At 76.1% G+C, this 15,546-nt stretch carries 14 protein-coding genes; 5 read left to right on the plus strand and 9 right to left on the minus strand.

What is annotated here, in order from left to right; all coding sequences use genetic code 11:
* Window positions 1-38: 38 nt before the first annotated feature.
* From ACGF7U_RS18910 to ACGF7U_RS18925, 4 genes are all read right to left on the minus strand, one after another.
* The gene (locus ACGF7U_RS18910; protein ID WP_393108246.1) at window positions 39-485 is read right to left on the minus strand and encodes a hypothetical protein; all 447 of its coding nucleotides are present in this window, start codon (window positions 483-485) and stop codon (window positions 39-41) included.
* A gap of 3 nt (window positions 486-488) precedes the next feature.
* Window positions 489-1,256: an SGNH/GDSL hydrolase family protein gene (locus tag ACGF7U_RS18915; protein ID WP_393108248.1), complete on the minus strand. Its 768-nt coding sequence runs from the start codon at window positions 1,254-1,256 to the stop codon at window positions 489-491.
* 161 nt (window positions 1,257-1,417) lie between these two features.
* Window positions 1,418-2,581, minus strand: coding sequence for a TolB family protein (locus ACGF7U_RS18920; protein WP_393108250.1), 1,164 nt, complete (start codon window positions 2,579-2,581; stop codon window positions 1,418-1,420).
* Window positions 2,578-3,108, minus strand: a complete 531-nt coding sequence (locus ACGF7U_RS18925; RefSeq protein ID WP_393108252.1) for a SigE family RNA polymerase sigma factor — start codon at window positions 3,106-3,108, stop codon at window positions 2,578-2,580. Before ACGF7U_RS18925 ends, ACGF7U_RS18920 begins: the two co-directional genes overlap by 4 nt.
* 152 nt (window positions 3,109-3,260) lie before the next feature.
* Between ACGF7U_RS18925 and ACGF7U_RS18930 the strand changes: the two genes are divergently transcribed.
* Genes ACGF7U_RS18930 through ACGF7U_RS18945 form a run of 4 tightly spaced genes read left to right on the plus strand, consistent with a single transcriptional unit; the run spans window position 3,261 to window position 6,652 of the window.
* Window positions 3,261-5,030, plus strand: a complete 1,770-nt coding sequence (locus ACGF7U_RS18930; RefSeq protein ID WP_393108254.1) for a proline--tRNA ligase — start codon at window positions 3,261-3,263, stop codon at window positions 5,028-5,030.
* 57 nt (window positions 5,031-5,087) lie between these two features.
* Entirely contained in the window at window positions 5,088-5,513 is a 426-nt protein-coding gene (locus tag ACGF7U_RS18935; protein ID WP_393108256.1) for a CBS domain-containing protein, read from the plus strand.
* 54 nt (window positions 5,514-5,567) lie between these two features.
* Window positions 5,568-5,996, plus strand: coding sequence for a SufE family protein (locus ACGF7U_RS18940; protein ID WP_393108258.1), 429 nt, complete (start codon window positions 5,568-5,570; stop codon window positions 5,994-5,996).
* Between the two features lie 20 nt (window positions 5,997-6,016).
* On the plus strand, window positions 6,017-6,652 hold the full coding sequence (locus ACGF7U_RS18945; RefSeq protein WP_393108260.1) for a DsbA family protein: 636 nt from the start codon (window positions 6,017-6,019) through the stop codon (window positions 6,650-6,652).
* A gap of 57 nt (window positions 6,653-6,709) precedes the next feature.
* On the opposite strand, the gene ACGF7U_RS18950 is transcribed toward ACGF7U_RS18945, so the two are convergent.
* From ACGF7U_RS18950 to ACGF7U_RS18970, 5 genes are all read right to left on the minus strand, one after another.
* Window positions 6,710-7,258: a YbaK/EbsC family protein gene (locus tag ACGF7U_RS18950; RefSeq protein WP_393108636.1), complete on the minus strand. Its 549-nt coding sequence runs from the start codon at window positions 7,256-7,258 to the stop codon at window positions 6,710-6,712.
* A gap of 120 nt (window positions 7,259-7,378) precedes the next feature.
* Window positions 7,379-7,573: a hypothetical protein gene (locus ACGF7U_RS18955; RefSeq protein WP_393108262.1), complete on the minus strand. Its 195-nt coding sequence runs from the start codon at window positions 7,571-7,573 to the stop codon at window positions 7,379-7,381.
* Between the two features lie 37 nt (window positions 7,574-7,610).
* The gene (locus tag ACGF7U_RS18960; RefSeq protein WP_393108264.1) at window positions 7,611-8,396 is read right to left on the minus strand and encodes an SDR family oxidoreductase; all 786 of its coding nucleotides are present in this window, start codon (window positions 8,394-8,396) and stop codon (window positions 7,611-7,613) included.
* A 90-nt stretch (window positions 8,397-8,486) separates the two neighbouring features.
* A complete protein-coding gene (locus ACGF7U_RS18965; RefSeq protein ID WP_393108266.1) occupies window positions 8,487-9,122 on the minus strand; it encodes a GAP family protein in 636 nt (211 codons plus the stop codon).
* A 97-nt stretch (window positions 9,123-9,219) separates the two neighbouring features.
* Window positions 9,220-10,545 (minus strand): MFS transporter, encoded by a 1,326-nt coding sequence (locus ACGF7U_RS18970; protein WP_393108638.1) that lies wholly within the window; start codon window positions 10,543-10,545, stop codon window positions 9,220-9,222.
* Window positions 10,546-10,940: 395 nt separating this feature from the next.
* On the opposite strand from ACGF7U_RS18970, the gene ACGF7U_RS18975 reads away from it, so the two are divergent.
* Window positions 10,941-15,488: an HAD-IC family P-type ATPase gene (locus ACGF7U_RS18975; protein ID WP_393108268.1), complete on the plus strand. Its 4,548-nt coding sequence runs from the start codon at window positions 10,941-10,943 to the stop codon at window positions 15,486-15,488.
* The last annotated feature ends 58 nt before the right edge of the window (window positions 15,489-15,546 follow it).

Genomic DNA, 15,546 nt, shown 5'->3' on the forward strand with positions numbered 1-15,546 from the left:
CCCACCGACACGATGGGGCCCGCCGCCGTCCGGGCCGGTCAGGCGCGGCGGTGGGCGATCCGGCCCGCCACCACCGTCACCAGGCATGCGCCGTCGGCGTCGAACACGGCCAGGTCCGCGCGCCCGCCGGGCACCAGCGCCGGCGGCACGGCGGCGGGCAGCACCAGCAGGTCGCCCCGGTCCACGGCCGCCCGCAGGGCCGGGTCGGCGACGTGCTCGGCGAGCACGGCGGTCACCCCCCTGCGCAGCAGCGCGTGCACCCGCTCGCGCGGGGTGTCGGCGGCCGGTAGCGGGCCGTCGTGCAACAGCCCCGGCCCGAGCGTGCCAGGCCAGCGGCGGACCCGGGCCCCGGCGTACGCCCCGGTCAGCTCGGCCAGCGGGCCGACCGCGACGATCCGGTCGGCCCGGACCGCGACGGCGGCCCCGGCGGTCCGCGCCTCGTCGGGGCCGGCCCGCAGCAGCGGCGCGGCGTGCAGGGTGAGCACGACTCAGTCGCCGACGGGGCCGAGCACCGGTCGCTTCGGGGTGACCGTGTCGCCGGAGGAGCGGCCGGTGAGCCGGCGCTTGATCCACGGGGCCAGGTGCTGCCCGGCCCAACGCAGGTCGGCGGCCCGGGCGGCCAGCCAGGGCGTCGGCGCCGGGTGCGGGGGCACCATCAGCCACTCCTCGTCGCAGCCGACGCCGAGCGCGGTCAGCACCTGCCCGGCAACCCGCCGGTGCCCGGCTTCCGAAAGGTGCAGCCGGTCGGTGCTCCACAGCATCGGGTTCAGGTAGGTGTCGTCCGCGTACAGGTCAACCAGGATCGCGCCGTGCCGCTCGGCGGTCTCACCGACGGCCTGGTTGAGCAGCTGGACCCGGGGCGCGACGAGCCGCTGGCCGGGCAGCCGGGCCATCACGTCGGCGAACCGGAAGAGGATCACGTCGGCGCCGCCGGAGCGCAGGTCCCGCACCACGTCGTCGAAGCGGGCGACCAGCGCGTCCGGGTCGAAGGTGCGCCGCAGCACGTCGTTGCCGCCGGCGGCGAAGCTGATCAGGTCGGGCTTCATGGCGAGCGCCGCCGGCACCTGCTCGGCCACCACGCTCGGGAAGAGCCGACCCCGGATGGCCAGGTTCGCGTAGCGGAAGTCGGGGCCGGCCTCGGCGGCGAGCCGGGTGGCGACGAGATCCGCCCAGCCCCGGTAGGTGCCGTCCGGGTAGGCGTCGTCCATGCCCTCGGTGAAGCTGTCCCCCACCGCCACGAAACTGCGCCAGCGCACGCGCGCCTCCCTCTGCCGTCCCGGTCGACCGTCGGTCAGTCTGTCACCGGGGCCGCCGGCCCGTCACCGCTCCGGCCGACCGACGTGGCGGAGGTCCCACCGGACACGCCGGAGCCGTCGCGCCCCGTGTCGCGACGGCCCCGGACGAGCGGTGGGGCGGCTCAGCCGGAGACGCCCAGGATCTGCTGCCCCTTCAGGGATGCCGGCTCCGGCACCTCGCTGATCTTCCGGCCGTCGCCGTCGAGCATCACGAGCACGTTGCGGTCACCGGCGCCGACCCTGGCGACCAGCGTCCCGTCCGTCTGGAAGTACGCCTGGAGCAGCTTCCGGCCGCCGAGTTCCAGGTCGACCTTCCTGCCGGTACGCGTGTCGAGCACCGCGTTGGCGTCGAGTTCCCGCGCCACGTCGCCCGACTCCTCGTCCGGCCCCCGCAGGCGCAGCGCGATCCGGGAGCCGTCCGGCGAGAGGCTTGCGACGTCGAAGCAACTCCTGTCGGCGTTCCCGCCCACGTTCGGGATGGACCGGCTCTTCCGTCCGTGCTGGTCCGTCAGCACGACCCGCCCCGACGACCCGTCAGGGAAGGCGAGCACCTTGCCGTCGGCGGACCAGAGCGGGTGGCAGCCCCGCAGGTCGCCGATCCGGGTGAACTTCCCCGTCGACAGCTCGACCACCCCGACCTCGGTGACCACGCTCGGCTCCGCCGAGACGACGCGCGACACGGTGACCCGGCGGGAGTCGGGTGCCCAGGCCGGCGTCCAGCAGTCCGGCTCGACGAGGTCGCCGCGGTAGACCCGGGCGTCCGTGCCGTCGACGTCGGCGACCCGGAGGTACGAGGAGTCGTCGACCCAGGCCACCCGCTCGCCGTCGGGCGAGACGACGGCGTTGCCGATCGCCGCGTGTACCGGAACGGAAAGCAGCCGGACGGGCGCGGAACCCGGGCGGAACGACCAGAGGCGCGCCGGGCCCTCGCCGCCGGGCTGCGGGCCGTAGAAGACCCGCCCGATGGTCGCGGTCGGCCCCGCCGCCCCGGAGCTCACCCTGGCCTCCGGGGAGGCGGTGGCCGTCGGCGGCGTCACGCTGGGGGTCGGGGTGAGGGTGATCGAAGGGGTGGTGGCCGGCACGGGCGCGGGGCCGTCGTCGCGGGGCATCAGCGCGAACGCGGTGCCGGTGGCCGCGCCCAGCACCACCACGGCGGCGGCGGAGGTGGCGACGGCGCGCTGGACGCCGAGCCGACGGGAGGTACGCAGGGTCCGGTCGCGCAGGTCGGCCGGGCTGACCTCGTCGGCGAGCGCGGCCAGGTCTAGCCGGAGGCGGTCGTCGTTCATCGGGCGCTTCCTTCCAGGGCGTACAGCTCGGCGAGTTCCGGGGCGACGGTGCGCAGCTTGGCCAGGGCCTTGGAGGTCTGGCTCTTGACGGTGCCGACGGTGACGCCGAGCAGGTCGGCGGCCTCGGCCTCGGTGCGGTCCTCGAAGAACCTCAGGACCAGCACGGCGCGCTGCTTGGCGGATAGCCTCTGCAACGCGGCCCGCAGGGTGAGCCGGAGCGTGGTCTGCTGGGCGTGGTCGGGGGCCGAGCCGCCTCCGCGTGGCTCGGGCATGTCGCCCGGCATCGACTCGGCGACCCGGCGCCGCCGCCACCAGGAGACCTGGAGGTGGTACATGGTCTTCCGGGTGTACGCCTCGGCGTTCCCGCTGTGGTGCAGCCGGTTCCACGAGCGGTGGGTCCGGGCCAGCGCGGACTGCACGAGGTCCTCGGCGAGGTGTTGGTCGCCGGTGAGCAGGTAGGCCGACCGCAGCAGCGCCGGGGTGCGGGTCCGGACGAACGAGTCGAACTCACTCAGGAGAGGGTCCACACGAGCCGATCCTTGGGGTCAGGTGGTGCATCATCGTGACGCCTCCCCAGACGTCGCCCCGATCCGGCGTGGTTGCCGTCGGGGGCGGGAAATTTCCTCCGGGGTGACAAATCGGATCGCCCTTCCTCCGCGGCCGGTCGTACGCTGCGCCAATGCTGCTGCGCATGTCGACCCTGCTGCTCCGGACCCTGCGCGAGGACCCGGCGGACGCGGAGGTGCCGAGCCACCGGCTCCTGCTGCGGGCCGGCTACGTCCGCCGCGCCGCACCGGGCGGCTACACCTGGCTGCCGCTGGGCAAGCTGGTGCTGGACCGGGTCACCGAGGTCATCCGGCAGGAGATGACGGCGATCGGCGACCAGGAGGTGCACTTCCCGGCGCTGCTGCCGGCCGAGCCGTACCGGGCCAGCGGCCGGTGGACGGAGTACGGCGACGACATCTTCACCCTCGCCGACCGCAAGGGGGCCGAGCACCTGCTCGCGCCCACCCACGAGGAGCTGGCCGCGCTGCTGGTGAAGGACCTGTTCACCTCGTACCGGGACTTCCCGGTGACGCTCTTCCAGGTGCAGACGAAGTTCCGCGACGAGGCCCGGCCCCGGGCCGGCCTGCTGCGCGGGCGCGAGTTCCTCATGAAGGACGCCTACTCGTTCGACCTCGACGAGGCGGGCCTGGCGGCGGCGTACGACCGGCACCGGGGCGCGTACCGGCGGATCTTCGACCGGCTCGGGCTGGAGCACACGATCGTGCGCGCGACGTCGGGAGCGATGGGCGGCTCGGCGTCGGAGGAGTTCCTGGCGGCGACGCCGGTCGGCGAGGACACCTTCGTCGGCTGCACGGCCTGCGACTACGCCGCCAACACCGAGGCGGTGACGACGCCCGCCCCGCCGGCCCGCGACCCGGACGCGCAGCCGGCTGCCGAGGTGCACGACACCCCCGAGACCCCGACGATCGCCAGCCTGGTCGAGCTGGCCAACGCCCGCCGGCTGGGCGGCCGGGACGACTGGACCGCCGCCGACACCCTGAAGAACGTGGTGCTCCACCTGCGCCGGCCCGGCACGGAGGAGGCCGAGCTGCTGGTGGTGGGGCTGCCCGGCGACCGCGAGGTGGACCTCAAGCGGCTCGGGGCGGCGGTCGCGCCGGCCACCGTGGACGTCTTCGACGGCTGGGACGCCCATCCCGAGCTGGTCCGCGGCTACATCGGCCCGCAGGTGATGGCGAAGCTCGGCATCCGCTACCTGGTCGACCCCCGGGTCGCGCCCGGCACCGCCTGGCTGACCGGGGCGAACGAGCCGGGCCGGCACGCGACGGGGGTGGTCTGCGGCCGGGACTTCGTGCCCGACGGCACGATCGAGGCGGCCGAGGTGCGCGCCGGTGACCCCTGCCCGGCCTGCGGCACCGGCGAGCTGACCATGCGGCGGGGCATCGAGATCGGGCACATCTTCCAGCTCGGCCGCCGCTACACCGACGCCTTCGCCGTCGACGTGCTCGGCCCGGCCGGCAAGCCGGTCCGGCCGACGATGGGCTGCTACGGCATCGGGGTGTCCCGTGCGGTGGCGGCGATCGCCGAGCAGCACCACGACGAGCGCGGACTGGTCTGGCCGGCGTCGGTCGCGCCGTGCGACGTACACCTGATCGCCGCCGGCAAGGGGCCGCAGCTCGACGCGGCGCTGGAGCTCGGCGGGCGGCTCTCCGCCGCCGGCCTGCGGGTGCTGGTCGACGACCGGACGCACGTCTCGGCCGGGGTGAAGTTCACCGACGCCGAGCTGGTCGGCATCCCGCGCGCCGTCGTGGTCGGCCGCCGCCTCGCCGAGGGGTACGTCGAGCTGCGCGACCGGGCCTCGGACGGGCGCGTCGAGCTGCCGGTCGACGGGCTGGCGGAACGACTCGTGGCGGAGGTACGCGACGAGCGCGGGGACATGGTGTAGCGGACGCGCCACGGGGTACCGCAGTCCGATCGGCTGGACGTTGTTCTGGAGGCTCTCATGACCGGTTACCGGGTCAGCGACGTGATGACGAAGCAGGTCATCTACCTGCCCGCGGAGACCACCCTGGACGAGGCGGCCCGGGTGATGAAGGAGGCGGACATCGGCGACGTGGTGGTCACCGACGGCGCCACCCTCGCCGGGATGCTCACCGACCGGGACATCGTGGTCCGGGCGGTGGCCGAACGCAGCGACCCGGCCACCACCACGATCGGCTCGATCGTCACCCGGGAGGTGGTGATGATCGAGCAGCACTCGACCGCCGCCGAGGCGGCGGCCCTGATGCGGGAGCGGGGCATCCGGCGGGTGCTGGTCTGCGACAGCGAGCGCAAGCTGGTCGGCATCGTCTCCCTCGGCGACCTCGCGATGCAGCTCGACCCCAACTCGGCGCTGAGCGAGATCAGCGAGCAGGCGCCGACCGTCTGACCGGGGCTTCCGGCGCGCGGCGGGCGGACCGGCGACGGCGGTAGCCTCGGGAGCATGTCTTCCATGCCGGCCAGGCTGTCCGAGATCGTCGACGAGTTCGCCGCCGCGCCCCGCGACGTGGTGCTGGAGATGTTGCTGGAGTACGCCGACGTCATCCCGCCGCTGCCCGCCGGCTCCGCGGACCGGGAGGGCATGGAGCAGGTGCCGGAGTGCCAGACGTCGTTCTTCCTGCGCGCCCGGGTGACGCCGGAGAAGACGGTGGAGACGCTCTTCGACTGCCCGCCGGAGGCACCCACCACCCGCGCGTTCGCGGGCATCCTCGCCGAAGGGCTGGCCGGGGCGAGCCCGGACGAGGTGCTCGCCGTCCCCGACGACCTCTACCAGCGGATGGGGCTGGCCCAGGCGATCAGCCCGCTGCGGGTGCGCGGCGGCACGGCCATCCTGGCCCGGCTCAAGCGGCAGGTCAGGGAACAGATCGGCTGATCCGGCGGTTGTCACCCGGCATGGAGATCGAGATCTACGCCGACGTGGTCTGCCCCTGGTGCTACATCGGCAAGCGCCGGCTGGAGCAGGCACTGGAGTCGTACGACGGCGAGGTGACCGTCCGCTACCGGCCGTTCCAGCTCGACCCGTCGCCGGTGCCCGAGCCGCGCCCGCTGGTCGAGGCGATGGCTGCCAAGTTCGGCGGGCCGGACCGGGCGCGGCAGATGTTCGGGCACGTCACCGAGGTGGCCGCCGGCGCCGGACTGAAGCTCGACTTCGACCGGGCGGTCGCCGCGAACACCTTCGACGCGCACCGGCTGGTCTCCTGGGCGACCGACCGCGGGCGCGCCGCCGAGATGGTCGACGCGCTCTACCGCGCCCACTTCACCGACGGGGTCGACGTCGGCTCCCGGGAGGCGCTCGCCGCGCTCGCGGGCGAGGTCGGCCTGGACCAGGCGGAGGCGCGCCGCTTCCTCGACTCGGACGAGCGGGTGGACGAACTCTCCGCCGAGCTGGCCACCGCCCGTCAGATCGGCGTGACCAGCGTCCCGACCTTCGTGCTCGCGGGAAGGTACGCGATCACGGGCGCCCAGGAACCGGAGACGCTGCTCGCCGCGCTGGCCGAGGTGGAGCGCCGCGAGTCCGTGGCGGGCTGAGCCGCCGTCCGGGCCGGCCGATGTTTCACGTGCAACGATATCGACGCACTTCAGTGGTTAGGCCGGTCGGGCCAGGTCCTCCACCACACGAGCGCCGGGCAACGCGCCCAGGGCCGGCCCGGGCAAGGCGATCTTGCTGTGCCGCACGCCGGAGCCGATGATCACGTGCGGGGTGGCGATCACCCGGGCGTCGACCAGGATCGGCCACTCCTGCGGCAGGCCGATCGGGGTGATGCCGCCGTACTCCATGCCGGTCAACTCCACCGCGTCGGCCATCGGCGCGAAACTCGCCTTACGGACGTCGAGCGCCCGACGGGCCACCCCGTTGACGTCGGCGCGCGTGGTGGCGAGCACGACGCAGGCGGCGTAGCGGGTCACGCCCTCGCGCTTGCCGGCCACCACCACGCAGTTGGCCGACACGTCCAGCCCCACCTCGTACGCCGCACAGAAGGCGGCGGTGTCGGCGAGTTCGGCGTCGATCGACGCCACCAGCACGTCGTCGACGTCCACCGGGGCGTCGGCGGGCCACTGCCCGATGGCGGCGGCGACCGGCGGGGCGAGCAGGTCGAGCCGGGCGCGGGCAGGTTCGGTCTTCAGCGTCCCCATCACGCCTGCGATCCTCGCACCACCCGGCCCGCTCCGCCCGCCGGAGCCCGCTCCGCAGACCGGTTGCCCCGCCCCGGTGCCGCCCGCCCGGCGACCGGCCACCGGACGGACGGACCCGGGTCAGCTGCCGGTGAGGAAGCCGTTCTCGCGGAGCAGGGTGCGGTCCCGCGCGGCGGCCAGCTCCTCCGCCCGCTCGGCCTGGACCCGACGCACCTCCATCTCCTCCAGGGCGTGGCGGATGGCGAGCCGGATCACGCCGTACAGGAAGATGAAACCGGCGACGTAGAGGATGACGGTGGCGACCATGGCGAACATGGCGTCACGGTAGGCCGGACGTGAACGCGCAGGTCGTTCATCTTGCGGCGGTTCCCCCGTACGTGTCGACCAGGTGGTCGGCCCAGGTCCGGGCGCCCGTCGGGGTCGCCTCGGTGACCAGCCCGCCCGAACGCAGGGCGCGGCCGAGTTTCCCGGGGATCCGCACCGGGAGCAGCGGGCGGCGGGATCGCCGGGCGGCGTTCCAGGCCCGGACCGCCGCGTCGTACCGGAGCACCTCCGGGCCGCCGTACTCCTCGATGCCGTGCAGCGGGCCGGCGGTGAGCCGCCGGACCAGTCGCTCCGCGACCTCGGCGGGGTCGACCGGCTGGGCGAGCACCGCCGGGTCACCCAGCACCGGGCCGAGCCGGCTCGCGCCGCGCAGCATGTCGTCGAGGAACTCCGGGAACTGGGTCGCCCGCAGCACGGTCCACGGCACCGGCCCGGCCGCCACGACCTGCTCGGCGGCGAGCTTGTGCCGGTAGTAGGGGATCGGCACCCGGTCCACCCCGACGATCGAGACGTAGACCAGGTGCCGTACGCCCGCCTGGCCGGCGGCGACGACCAGCCGGCGGGTGCCGAGTACGTCGACCCGGTGGGTCTGCCGCCCCCGGTTCGGCGACGAGGCCAGGTGCAGGACGGCGTCCACGTCGGCCACCGCCTCGGCGAGCCCTTCCCCGGTGGCCAGGTCGACCACCACCCACTCCACGGACGGGTCGGTACGCGCCCGCCGGCTCGTCGCCCGGACGGTCCACCCCTCGCCGCGCAGCCGCGGCAGCACCATCCGCCCGAGCCGACCGCCCGCCCCGGTGACCAGCACCCGCATGGTTCCTCCTTCTCCAGCGCCCCCGCGCCCGCGCGCGGCCCACGGTGCTGACGGGGCCGCCCCGGCGGGCGTGACCGGCTGTGCGGCGGCTCACCGGAGCAGGTCGGCCGCCGTCAGCACCACGAAGAACGCGATGACGACCTCGCTGACCACCCACGAGTGCTGCCGGGCCCAGTCCCGGATCCGGGGCAGCACGGCCACGGCCCGGTGGCCGAGCAGCAGCAGCGCCAGCAGGGGCAGGGCCAGCAGCGCCAGGGTGAGCAGGACGAACGGCAGCAGGTGCCACCAGGGCAGCCCGTGCCGGGCGGCGCTCGTCCCGACGGTGACCATCGTGAGGTCGTCCGTCGGCATGGCCAGGAAGAGCAGCACGCCGAGCCGCAGCGCGTAGCCGGGGCTGGCCCGCTGGAGCCCGCTCATCCACCTCGGAGTGCCCGTGGTGTGCCGGCGCAGGAAGACGACGACCGCCAGGACGCCCAGCAGCGCCAGCACCACCAGGTCGATTCGGCTCCCCACCGCGCGGCCCCCGCCCACCCCGACATTGATCTTGATGGCCCGGGTGACCGACCAACTCGCCGTCACCCCGCCCGTCACCACGAGTCCCGCGCCGGCCAGGTAGCCCAGCGAGGCGGCGCGCGGCCGGTCGGCCGAGGCGAGGAAGACCGCCGCGACCAGCTGCGTCCCGGCGACCATCACCACGGCCATCGGCAGGATGGTCAGGAAGTTCATCGCCCGCCCATCCTCCCGGCCGCACCCACCGGCCCGGGCCGATTCACCACATCCCCGAACCGGCCCGGGTGGCTTCCGCCCGCCGCGGAGGCGGGGGTCAGCCGGTCGCGCGGATCGCGGCCGGGCCGGGCACCACCCGGCCGGCGATCAGGACGCCCAGCAGGGCCAGCCCGGACGCCACCGCGAGCGTGCCGGCGTAGCTGCCCGGTCCCGGGGCCGCGCCGGCGGCGAGCACGGCGCCGGTGAGTGCCAGCACGGTCGCCGCGAAGAGCGAGTCGCCCAGTTGCAGGGACGAGCTGTTGCGCCCCTGCTCGCCGGGGGCGGACAGCTCCAGGGTGAGCACCGACAGCGACGGGTAGAGCAGCCCCATGCCGAGTCCCGCGCCGGCCCAGCCGAGCACCCCGACCCACACCGGCACCGCCGGCACGACGGCGAGCGTCACCACGGCGGTACCGGCCGCGATGCAGGCGAGCCCGGCCCTCGGCAGGGTGGCCCGGGAGCGCGGCGCGGGCATCCGCCCCTGCGCCCAGGAGCCCGCCGACCAGGCGAGCGCGCCGGTGGTGAGGACGAGACCGGCCGCCGTCGGCGACAGGCCGCGCTCCCGGGAGAGCATCAGCGGGATCACCACCTCGGCGCCGACGAACGCCGCCGAGGCGAGACCACGCAGCCCGATCACCGTCGGCAGGCCCCGGCCCGCGCGCAGGAATCCCGCCGGCAGCAGCCGCGGCGCGCAGACCAGCAGCCCGACCAGCGCCGCCGCCACCAGCCCGGCGGCGGCGCCGCCGCGCTGCTGCCCCCCGATGTGCAACAGTGCGGCGCTCACCGCCGCCCCGCAGGCCCAGCCGATCCGGGCGGTCGCCCCGGCGGGCACCCCCGTCGTCGTGCCCGCGCCGATCGCGCGCAGCCCGGGGTGGATCAGCAGCACCGCCGGCACGGCCACCACCGGCACCGCCAGGAAGACCCACCGCCAGCCGAGGTGCTCCACGATCAGCCCGGCCAGTGCCGGCCCGACCAGCGACGGCACGACCCACGCGGCGGCGAACGCCGCGAAGATCCGCCGGTGCAGCGCCTCCGGGTACGCCTGACCGACGATGACGTAGAGCGCCACCGACAGCAGGCCGGACCCGAACCCCTGCAGGATCCGACCGGCCACCAGGGCACCCATGGCCGTGGCGCTGCCGGCCACGAACAGCCCCACCACGAACCAGACCAGCCCGTGCCACATCGGCGCCCGGGGTCCCCGTGCGTCGCACCAGATGCCGGAGGCGACCATCGCGAGCACGCCGGCCGCGAACGGCCCCCCGAAGGCGATCCCGTAGAGGGCCAGCCCGTCGAGGCTGCGGGCGACGGTCGGCATCGCGGTGCCCACCGCCAGCGCCTCGAACGCGAGCAGCGAGACCAGCGCGACGCTGCCGACCGTCATCGCCCGCAGCCGGGGCGCGAAGAGCCCCGCCGCGGGCGGGACCGGAACGGTCGGCGCCGCCGTGGCGGTCACCGCCGACCCGCCGGGAGCGGCAGCCGGAGCGGTCGACGGTCGGCGCGGACCCGTTGGTCCGACGCGTCCACCTCGGGGCGGAGCAGTGCGATCGACATGCCGTCAGCCTCGGACCTCAAGCGGGCTTGAGGTCAAGGGTGACCCGTCTCTCCCCGTCCGCCTCCAACCCTTCCCCGGGAGAAACTTCCCCTGCTCGGAGGGCATAACGGGCGGTCCGCCGGGAAACCAGGCCGCCGGAGCGGAGGCGTGGGAGGCGAGATGGCGTACGACGGGAGCAGCGGCAGCGGGGGGCCTGGCCGGCGCCTGTCCGGTCGTACGCCTCGATGACCTCGCTCGGCCGCGCCGCCGGCCGACTCCTGCCGCCGGTCGCCGTGCCGCAGGTCGTCGGCGAGGCGTCCCGGAGCGTCGGCGCCGCCGCCGGCCGGCTCCTGCCGCCGGTCGCCGTGCCGCAGGTCGTCGGCGAGGCGTCCCGGAGCGTCGGTGCCGCCGCTGCCCGGCTGGCCCGGGTGGCAGGGCTGACCAAGCGTCGGGTCTGGTCCCGCCCCGGCCGGCACCACATCGAGGTGCACGGCGTCTGCCAGAACGGCGGCGACACCCTCGCCCGCCAGGTCGAGGCGGCGCTGGAGCGGGTGCCGGGGGTGGCATGGGCCCGCGTCAACGCCCCGTCCGGCCGGGTGGTCGTGGCCGTCGGCACGCCGGAGCCGAAGCTGCGCGACCTGATCGCCACCGTCGCCCGCGCGGAACGCACCTGCCCGCACGAGCCGGACCCCGAGATCCCCCCGCCGCACCCGCCCGAGGAGGGGCCCCGCACGCCGCGCACCCTCGGCGCGCTGGCCTCCGACGCCCTGGGCCTGACCATCTCCGCCGCCACCCGGATCCTGCCGTTCACCCCGGTGCCCGCGGAGGTCGCCGGGCTGCTCGGCGCGGTCGACCTGCACCCGAAGCTGCACGCGCTGGCCGACCGGGGCCTGCGCGCCGACCCCCGCGCCGAGCTGCTGTTCCCGCTCGCCGAGGCGGTCGTGCAGGGCCTCACCGGCGGGTGGACCGGAATCGTGCTCGACGGGGCGCAGCGGGTCGTGCAGTGGGGCGAGGCCCGGGCCCAGCTCCGGGCCTGGACGCGGGCGGAGCCGCGGCTGACCGGCGATCCGGAGCGGGCGGTCGCCCGGGCGCCGAAGGTCGAGCGCCCCCGCCCGAAGCCGGACGGCCCCGTCGAGAGGTACGCCGCCCGGATGCTCGCCGCCGGCGCCGCCGCCGCGGCCGCCGCGACGCCGGTCGTCGGCCGGAAGCGGGCCGCCGCGCTGGGGCTCTCCGCGCTGCCGAAGGCTCCCGGCAGCGGCCGCGAGGGGTACGCCGCACAGCTCGGCCGGATCCTCGCCCGGCGCGGGGTGATCGCGATGGACCGCAGCGTGCTGCGCGAACTCGACCAGATCGACACCGTGGTGCTGGACGCCGCCGTGCTCGGCTCCGACCGCGGCGTGCTCGCGGACCTGGCGCCGCTGGCCGGGGCGGACACCGGGCAGGTGGCGGCCCGCGCGATCGCGCTCTTCGACCCGGCCGCCCCGGCCGAGCTGCGGCACGCCGACGGCTGGCGGCTCGGGCCGCTGGACGCGCTGGACGCCGAGCATCCGGGCGACACCGCGGACAGCCGCCGGCTGCGCGAGGCCGGCGGCCCCCTGCTCGGCCTGGCCGACGGCGACACCCTCGCCGCGGTGCTGCGGTTCGAGCCGGAGCCCGCGCCGGGCGTCGACGCCCTGCCGGCCGCCGCCCGCCAGGCCGGCCTGCGGGTGGTCGTGGCCGGCGACGACGACCGGCGGTACGGCTTCGCCGACGCCCACCTGCCCGGCGGCGACCGGCTGGCCGAGTCGGTGCGGACATTGCAGTTCGGCGGGGCGGTGGTCATGGTGGTCTCCGGCAACCGGGCCGCGCTCGGCGTCGCCGACTGCGGCCTGGGGATGTCCGCCCCCGAGGGTTTGCCGCCCTGGGGCGCGCACCTGCTGGTCGGCACCGACCTGGGCGTGGTGGCGCTGGTGATCGAGGCGACCGGGGTGGCCCGCCGGATGACCCGGCAGAACATCGGCCTGGCCCTGGCCGGCACGAGCCTCGGCGCGCTGGGGGCGTTCACCGCCGCGCCCGCGCGGTTGCCGGGCAGGTCCCTCTCCGCCGTGAACGGCGCGGCCGCGCTGGCCTTCGCGCACGGCGTCGTACGGGCGCACCGGCTGCCCGACCGGGCGGAGTCCCCGGCGCCGACGATCACCGCCTGGCACCTGATGCCGTCCTCGGCCGTCCTCGACCAGCTCGGCACCGGCCCGGACGGGCTCACCACGGTCGAGGCCGAGCGCCGCCGGGGCGACGGGACCGCGCAGCCCTCCGGACCGACCGGGCTGTTGCGCGCCTTCGTCGACGAGCTGGCCAACCCGCTCACCCCGGTGCTGGCCGCCGGGGCGGTGCTCTCCGCGACCTTCGGCTCGCTGGTCGACGCCGCCCTGGTCGGCGGGGTGGTCGGCGGGTCCGCCCTGCTCGGGGCGGTGCACCAGCACAACACCGAGCGGTCGCTCGCCGAGCTGCTGTCCCGCTCGGCCGTAACCGCCCGGGTGCGTCGGGACGGCGGCGAACGGGTGCTGCCGGCCGAGGACCTGGTGCCCGGGGACGTCGTCCTCCTCGAGTCGGGCGACGCCGTACCGGCCGACTGCCGGGTGCTGGAGTCGGCCGGCCTGGAGACGGACGAGTCCTCGCTCACGGGCGAGTCGCTGCCGGTCGCCAAGACCGACCAGCCGGTCGTCGCCGCCGCCGTCGCCGACCGGCGGTCGATGCTGTACGAGGGCACCACGGTCGCCGCCGGCCACGGGACGGCGGTGGTGGTGGCCACCGGCGCGGAGACCGAGGCCGGGCGGAGCCTGGCGATGGCCCGGCAGGCCCCGCCGCCGAGCGGCGTGGAGGCCCGGCTGGGCAGGCTGACCCGGGCGGCGCTCCCGCTGGCCGCCAGCTCGGCGGTGGCGGTGGCCGGCGCGGGGCTGGCGCGGGGCGTGCCGCTGGCGGAGACGGCCGCCACCGCCGCGAACCTGGCCGTCGCCTCCGTGCCGGAGGGTCTGCCGTTCCTGGTCAGCGCCGCCCAGTTGGCCGCCGCACGACGGCTGGCGGAGCACGGCGCGCTGGTCCGCAACCCGCGCACCATCGAGGCGCTCGGTCGGGTGGACGTGCTCTGCTTCGACAAGACCGGGACCCTCACGGAGGGGCAGCTGATGCTCGCCGGGGTCGGCGACGACGGCCGGTACGCGCCGGTCGACCAGCTCGACGGCGGCCTGCCGGAGACCCTCGCCGCCGCCCTGCGCGCCACCCCGGCCGCCGCCGACCCTCGTGAGCTGCCCCAGCAGACCGACCGGGCGGTCCGCTACGGCGCCCAGGCGGCGGGGGTGACCGAGCAGACCGGCGCGGACGGGTGGGAGCCGGTCGGCGGCCTGCCGTTCGAGCCGTCCCGCGGCTACCACGCCACGGTCGGCCGCGCCGGGGACCGGCTGCTGCTCAGCGTGAAGGGGGCGCCGGAGTCCGTGCTGCCCCGGTGCTCCGCCTGGCGGACCCGGAGGGGACGCGACGAGCCGCTCGACGAGCAGGGGCGCGCCGGGCTGCACGCGATGCTCGCCGACCGGGCCGGGGCGGGACACCGGATCCTGGCCGTGGCCGAGTGCCGGGTCTCCTCGCCGGGCGTCACGGACGAGCAGGTGCACGCCCTGACCTTCCTCGGCTTCCTGGCCCTCGCCGACGGGGTGCGCGAGAGCGCCGCCCCCGCCGTACGCCGGATCCGCCAGGCCGGCGTGCACACCATCATGATCACCGGCGACCACCCGGCCACCGCCGAGGCGATCGCGGCCACCATCAGCGACCACGACGAGCAGCGGGTGGTCACGGCGACGGAACTCGACCAGCTCGACGACGGCGCCCTCGCGGCGCGGCTCGCGGCCACCGACGTGGTCGCCCGGTGCACCCCCGCGCACAAGGTGCGCATCATCCAGGCGTTGCAGAAGTGCGGGCGTACGGTCGCGATGACCGGCGACGGAGCCAACGACGCGCCGGCGATCCGGCTGGCCGACGTCGGCATCGCCCTCGGCCAACGGGGCACCCCGGCGGCCCGGGCGGCGGCCGACCTGGTGGTCACCGACGACCGGCTGGAGACCATCATCGCCACGCTGGTCGAGGGCCGGGCGATGTGGTCCTCGGTACGCCACGCGCTCAGCATCCTGGTCGGCGGCAATCTGGGCGAGATCGCGTTCAGCGTGCTCACCGCCGCCGCCACCGGCCGGTCGGCGCTCACCGGACGGCAGCTCCTCCTGGTCAACCTGCTCACCGACCTGGCCCCGGCGTTGGCGATCGCGATCCGGCCCCCCGACGCGGACCACGCCAACGGCCTGCTCCGGGAGGGCCCGGACACCTCGCTCGGCGAGACGATGACCCGGGAGATCGGGTTGCGTGCCGCCGCCACCACGCTGGGCGCCACCGCCGGTTGGACGCTGGCCCGCTACACCGGGCGGCGCAGGCGCGCGGGGACCGTCGCGCTGGTCTCGCTGGTCGGCACCCAGCTCGGGCAGACGATGCTGGCCGGCGGCACCAGCCCGGCCGTGCTCGCCTCCACCGCCGCCTCGGCCGGGGTGCTGGTGGCGGTCGTGCAGACGCCGGGGCTCAGCCAGTTCTTCGGCTGCACCCCGCTCGGGCCGGTCGGCTGGACGATCGCCACGGGCTCGGCGCTCGGCGCGACCTTCGCCAACGGCGCGCTCACCCGCCTGGTGGAACGCCTGCCGAGGTCCGGCCACGAGCCGGACCGGCCCGGCTCCGACGGGGAGACCCCGGCCGGCGCGGGCGACGCGGCGTCGGGGCGGTGACCGTCGCCGGTCCGCATGGCCGCGCCGATCACGGGTACGGCTTCCCGTGGAGGTGGGC

Origin of the sequence: Micromonospora sp. NPDC047670 (assembly GCF_043204915.1) — a bacterium.
In the GTDB taxonomy this organism is placed as follows: domain Bacteria; phylum Actinomycetota; class Actinomycetes; order Mycobacteriales; family Micromonosporaceae; genus Micromonospora.

What these genes read in the sequence shown, in the direction of transcription:
- ACGF7U_RS18920 (WP_393108250.1), bottom strand. Translation starts at nt 2,581, where the DNA reads ATGAACGACGACCGCCTCCGGCTAGACCTGGCCGCGCTCGCCGACGAG.
- ACGF7U_RS18930 (WP_393108254.1), top strand. Translation starts at nt 3,261, where the DNA reads ATGCTGCTGCGCATGTCGACCCTGCTGCTCCGGACCCTGCGCGAGGAC.
- ACGF7U_RS18935 (WP_393108256.1), top strand. Translation starts at nt 5,088, where the DNA reads ATGACCGGTTACCGGGTCAGCGACGTGATGACGAAGCAGGTCATCTAC.
- ACGF7U_RS18940 (WP_393108258.1), top strand. Translation starts at nt 5,568, where the DNA reads ATGTCTTCCATGCCGGCCAGGCTGTCCGAGATCGTCGACGAGTTCGCC.
- ACGF7U_RS18945 (WP_393108260.1), top strand. Translation starts at nt 6,017, where the DNA reads ATGGAGATCGAGATCTACGCCGACGTGGTCTGCCCCTGGTGCTACATC.
- ACGF7U_RS18950 (WP_393108636.1), bottom strand. Translation starts at nt 7,258, where the DNA reads ATGGGGACGCTGAAGACCGAACCTGCCCGCGCCCGGCTCGACCTGCTC.
- ACGF7U_RS18955 (WP_393108262.1), bottom strand. Translation starts at nt 7,573, where the DNA reads ATGTTCGCCATGGTCGCCACCGTCATCCTCTACGTCGCCGGTTTCATC.
- ACGF7U_RS18960 (WP_393108264.1), bottom strand. Translation starts at nt 8,396, where the DNA reads ATGCGGGTGCTGGTCACCGGGGCGGGCGGTCGGCTCGGGCGGATGGTG.
- ACGF7U_RS18965 (WP_393108266.1), bottom strand. Translation starts at nt 9,122, where the DNA reads ATGAACTTCCTGACCATCCTGCCGATGGCCGTGGTGATGGTCGCCGGG.
- ACGF7U_RS18970 (WP_393108638.1), bottom strand. Translation starts at nt 10,545, where the DNA reads ATGACGGTCGGCAGCGTCGCGCTGGTCTCGCTGCTCGCGTTCGAGGCG.
- ACGF7U_RS18975 (WP_393108268.1), top strand. Translation starts at nt 10,941, where the DNA reads ATGACCTCGCTCGGCCGCGCCGCCGGCCGACTCCTGCCGCCGGTCGCC.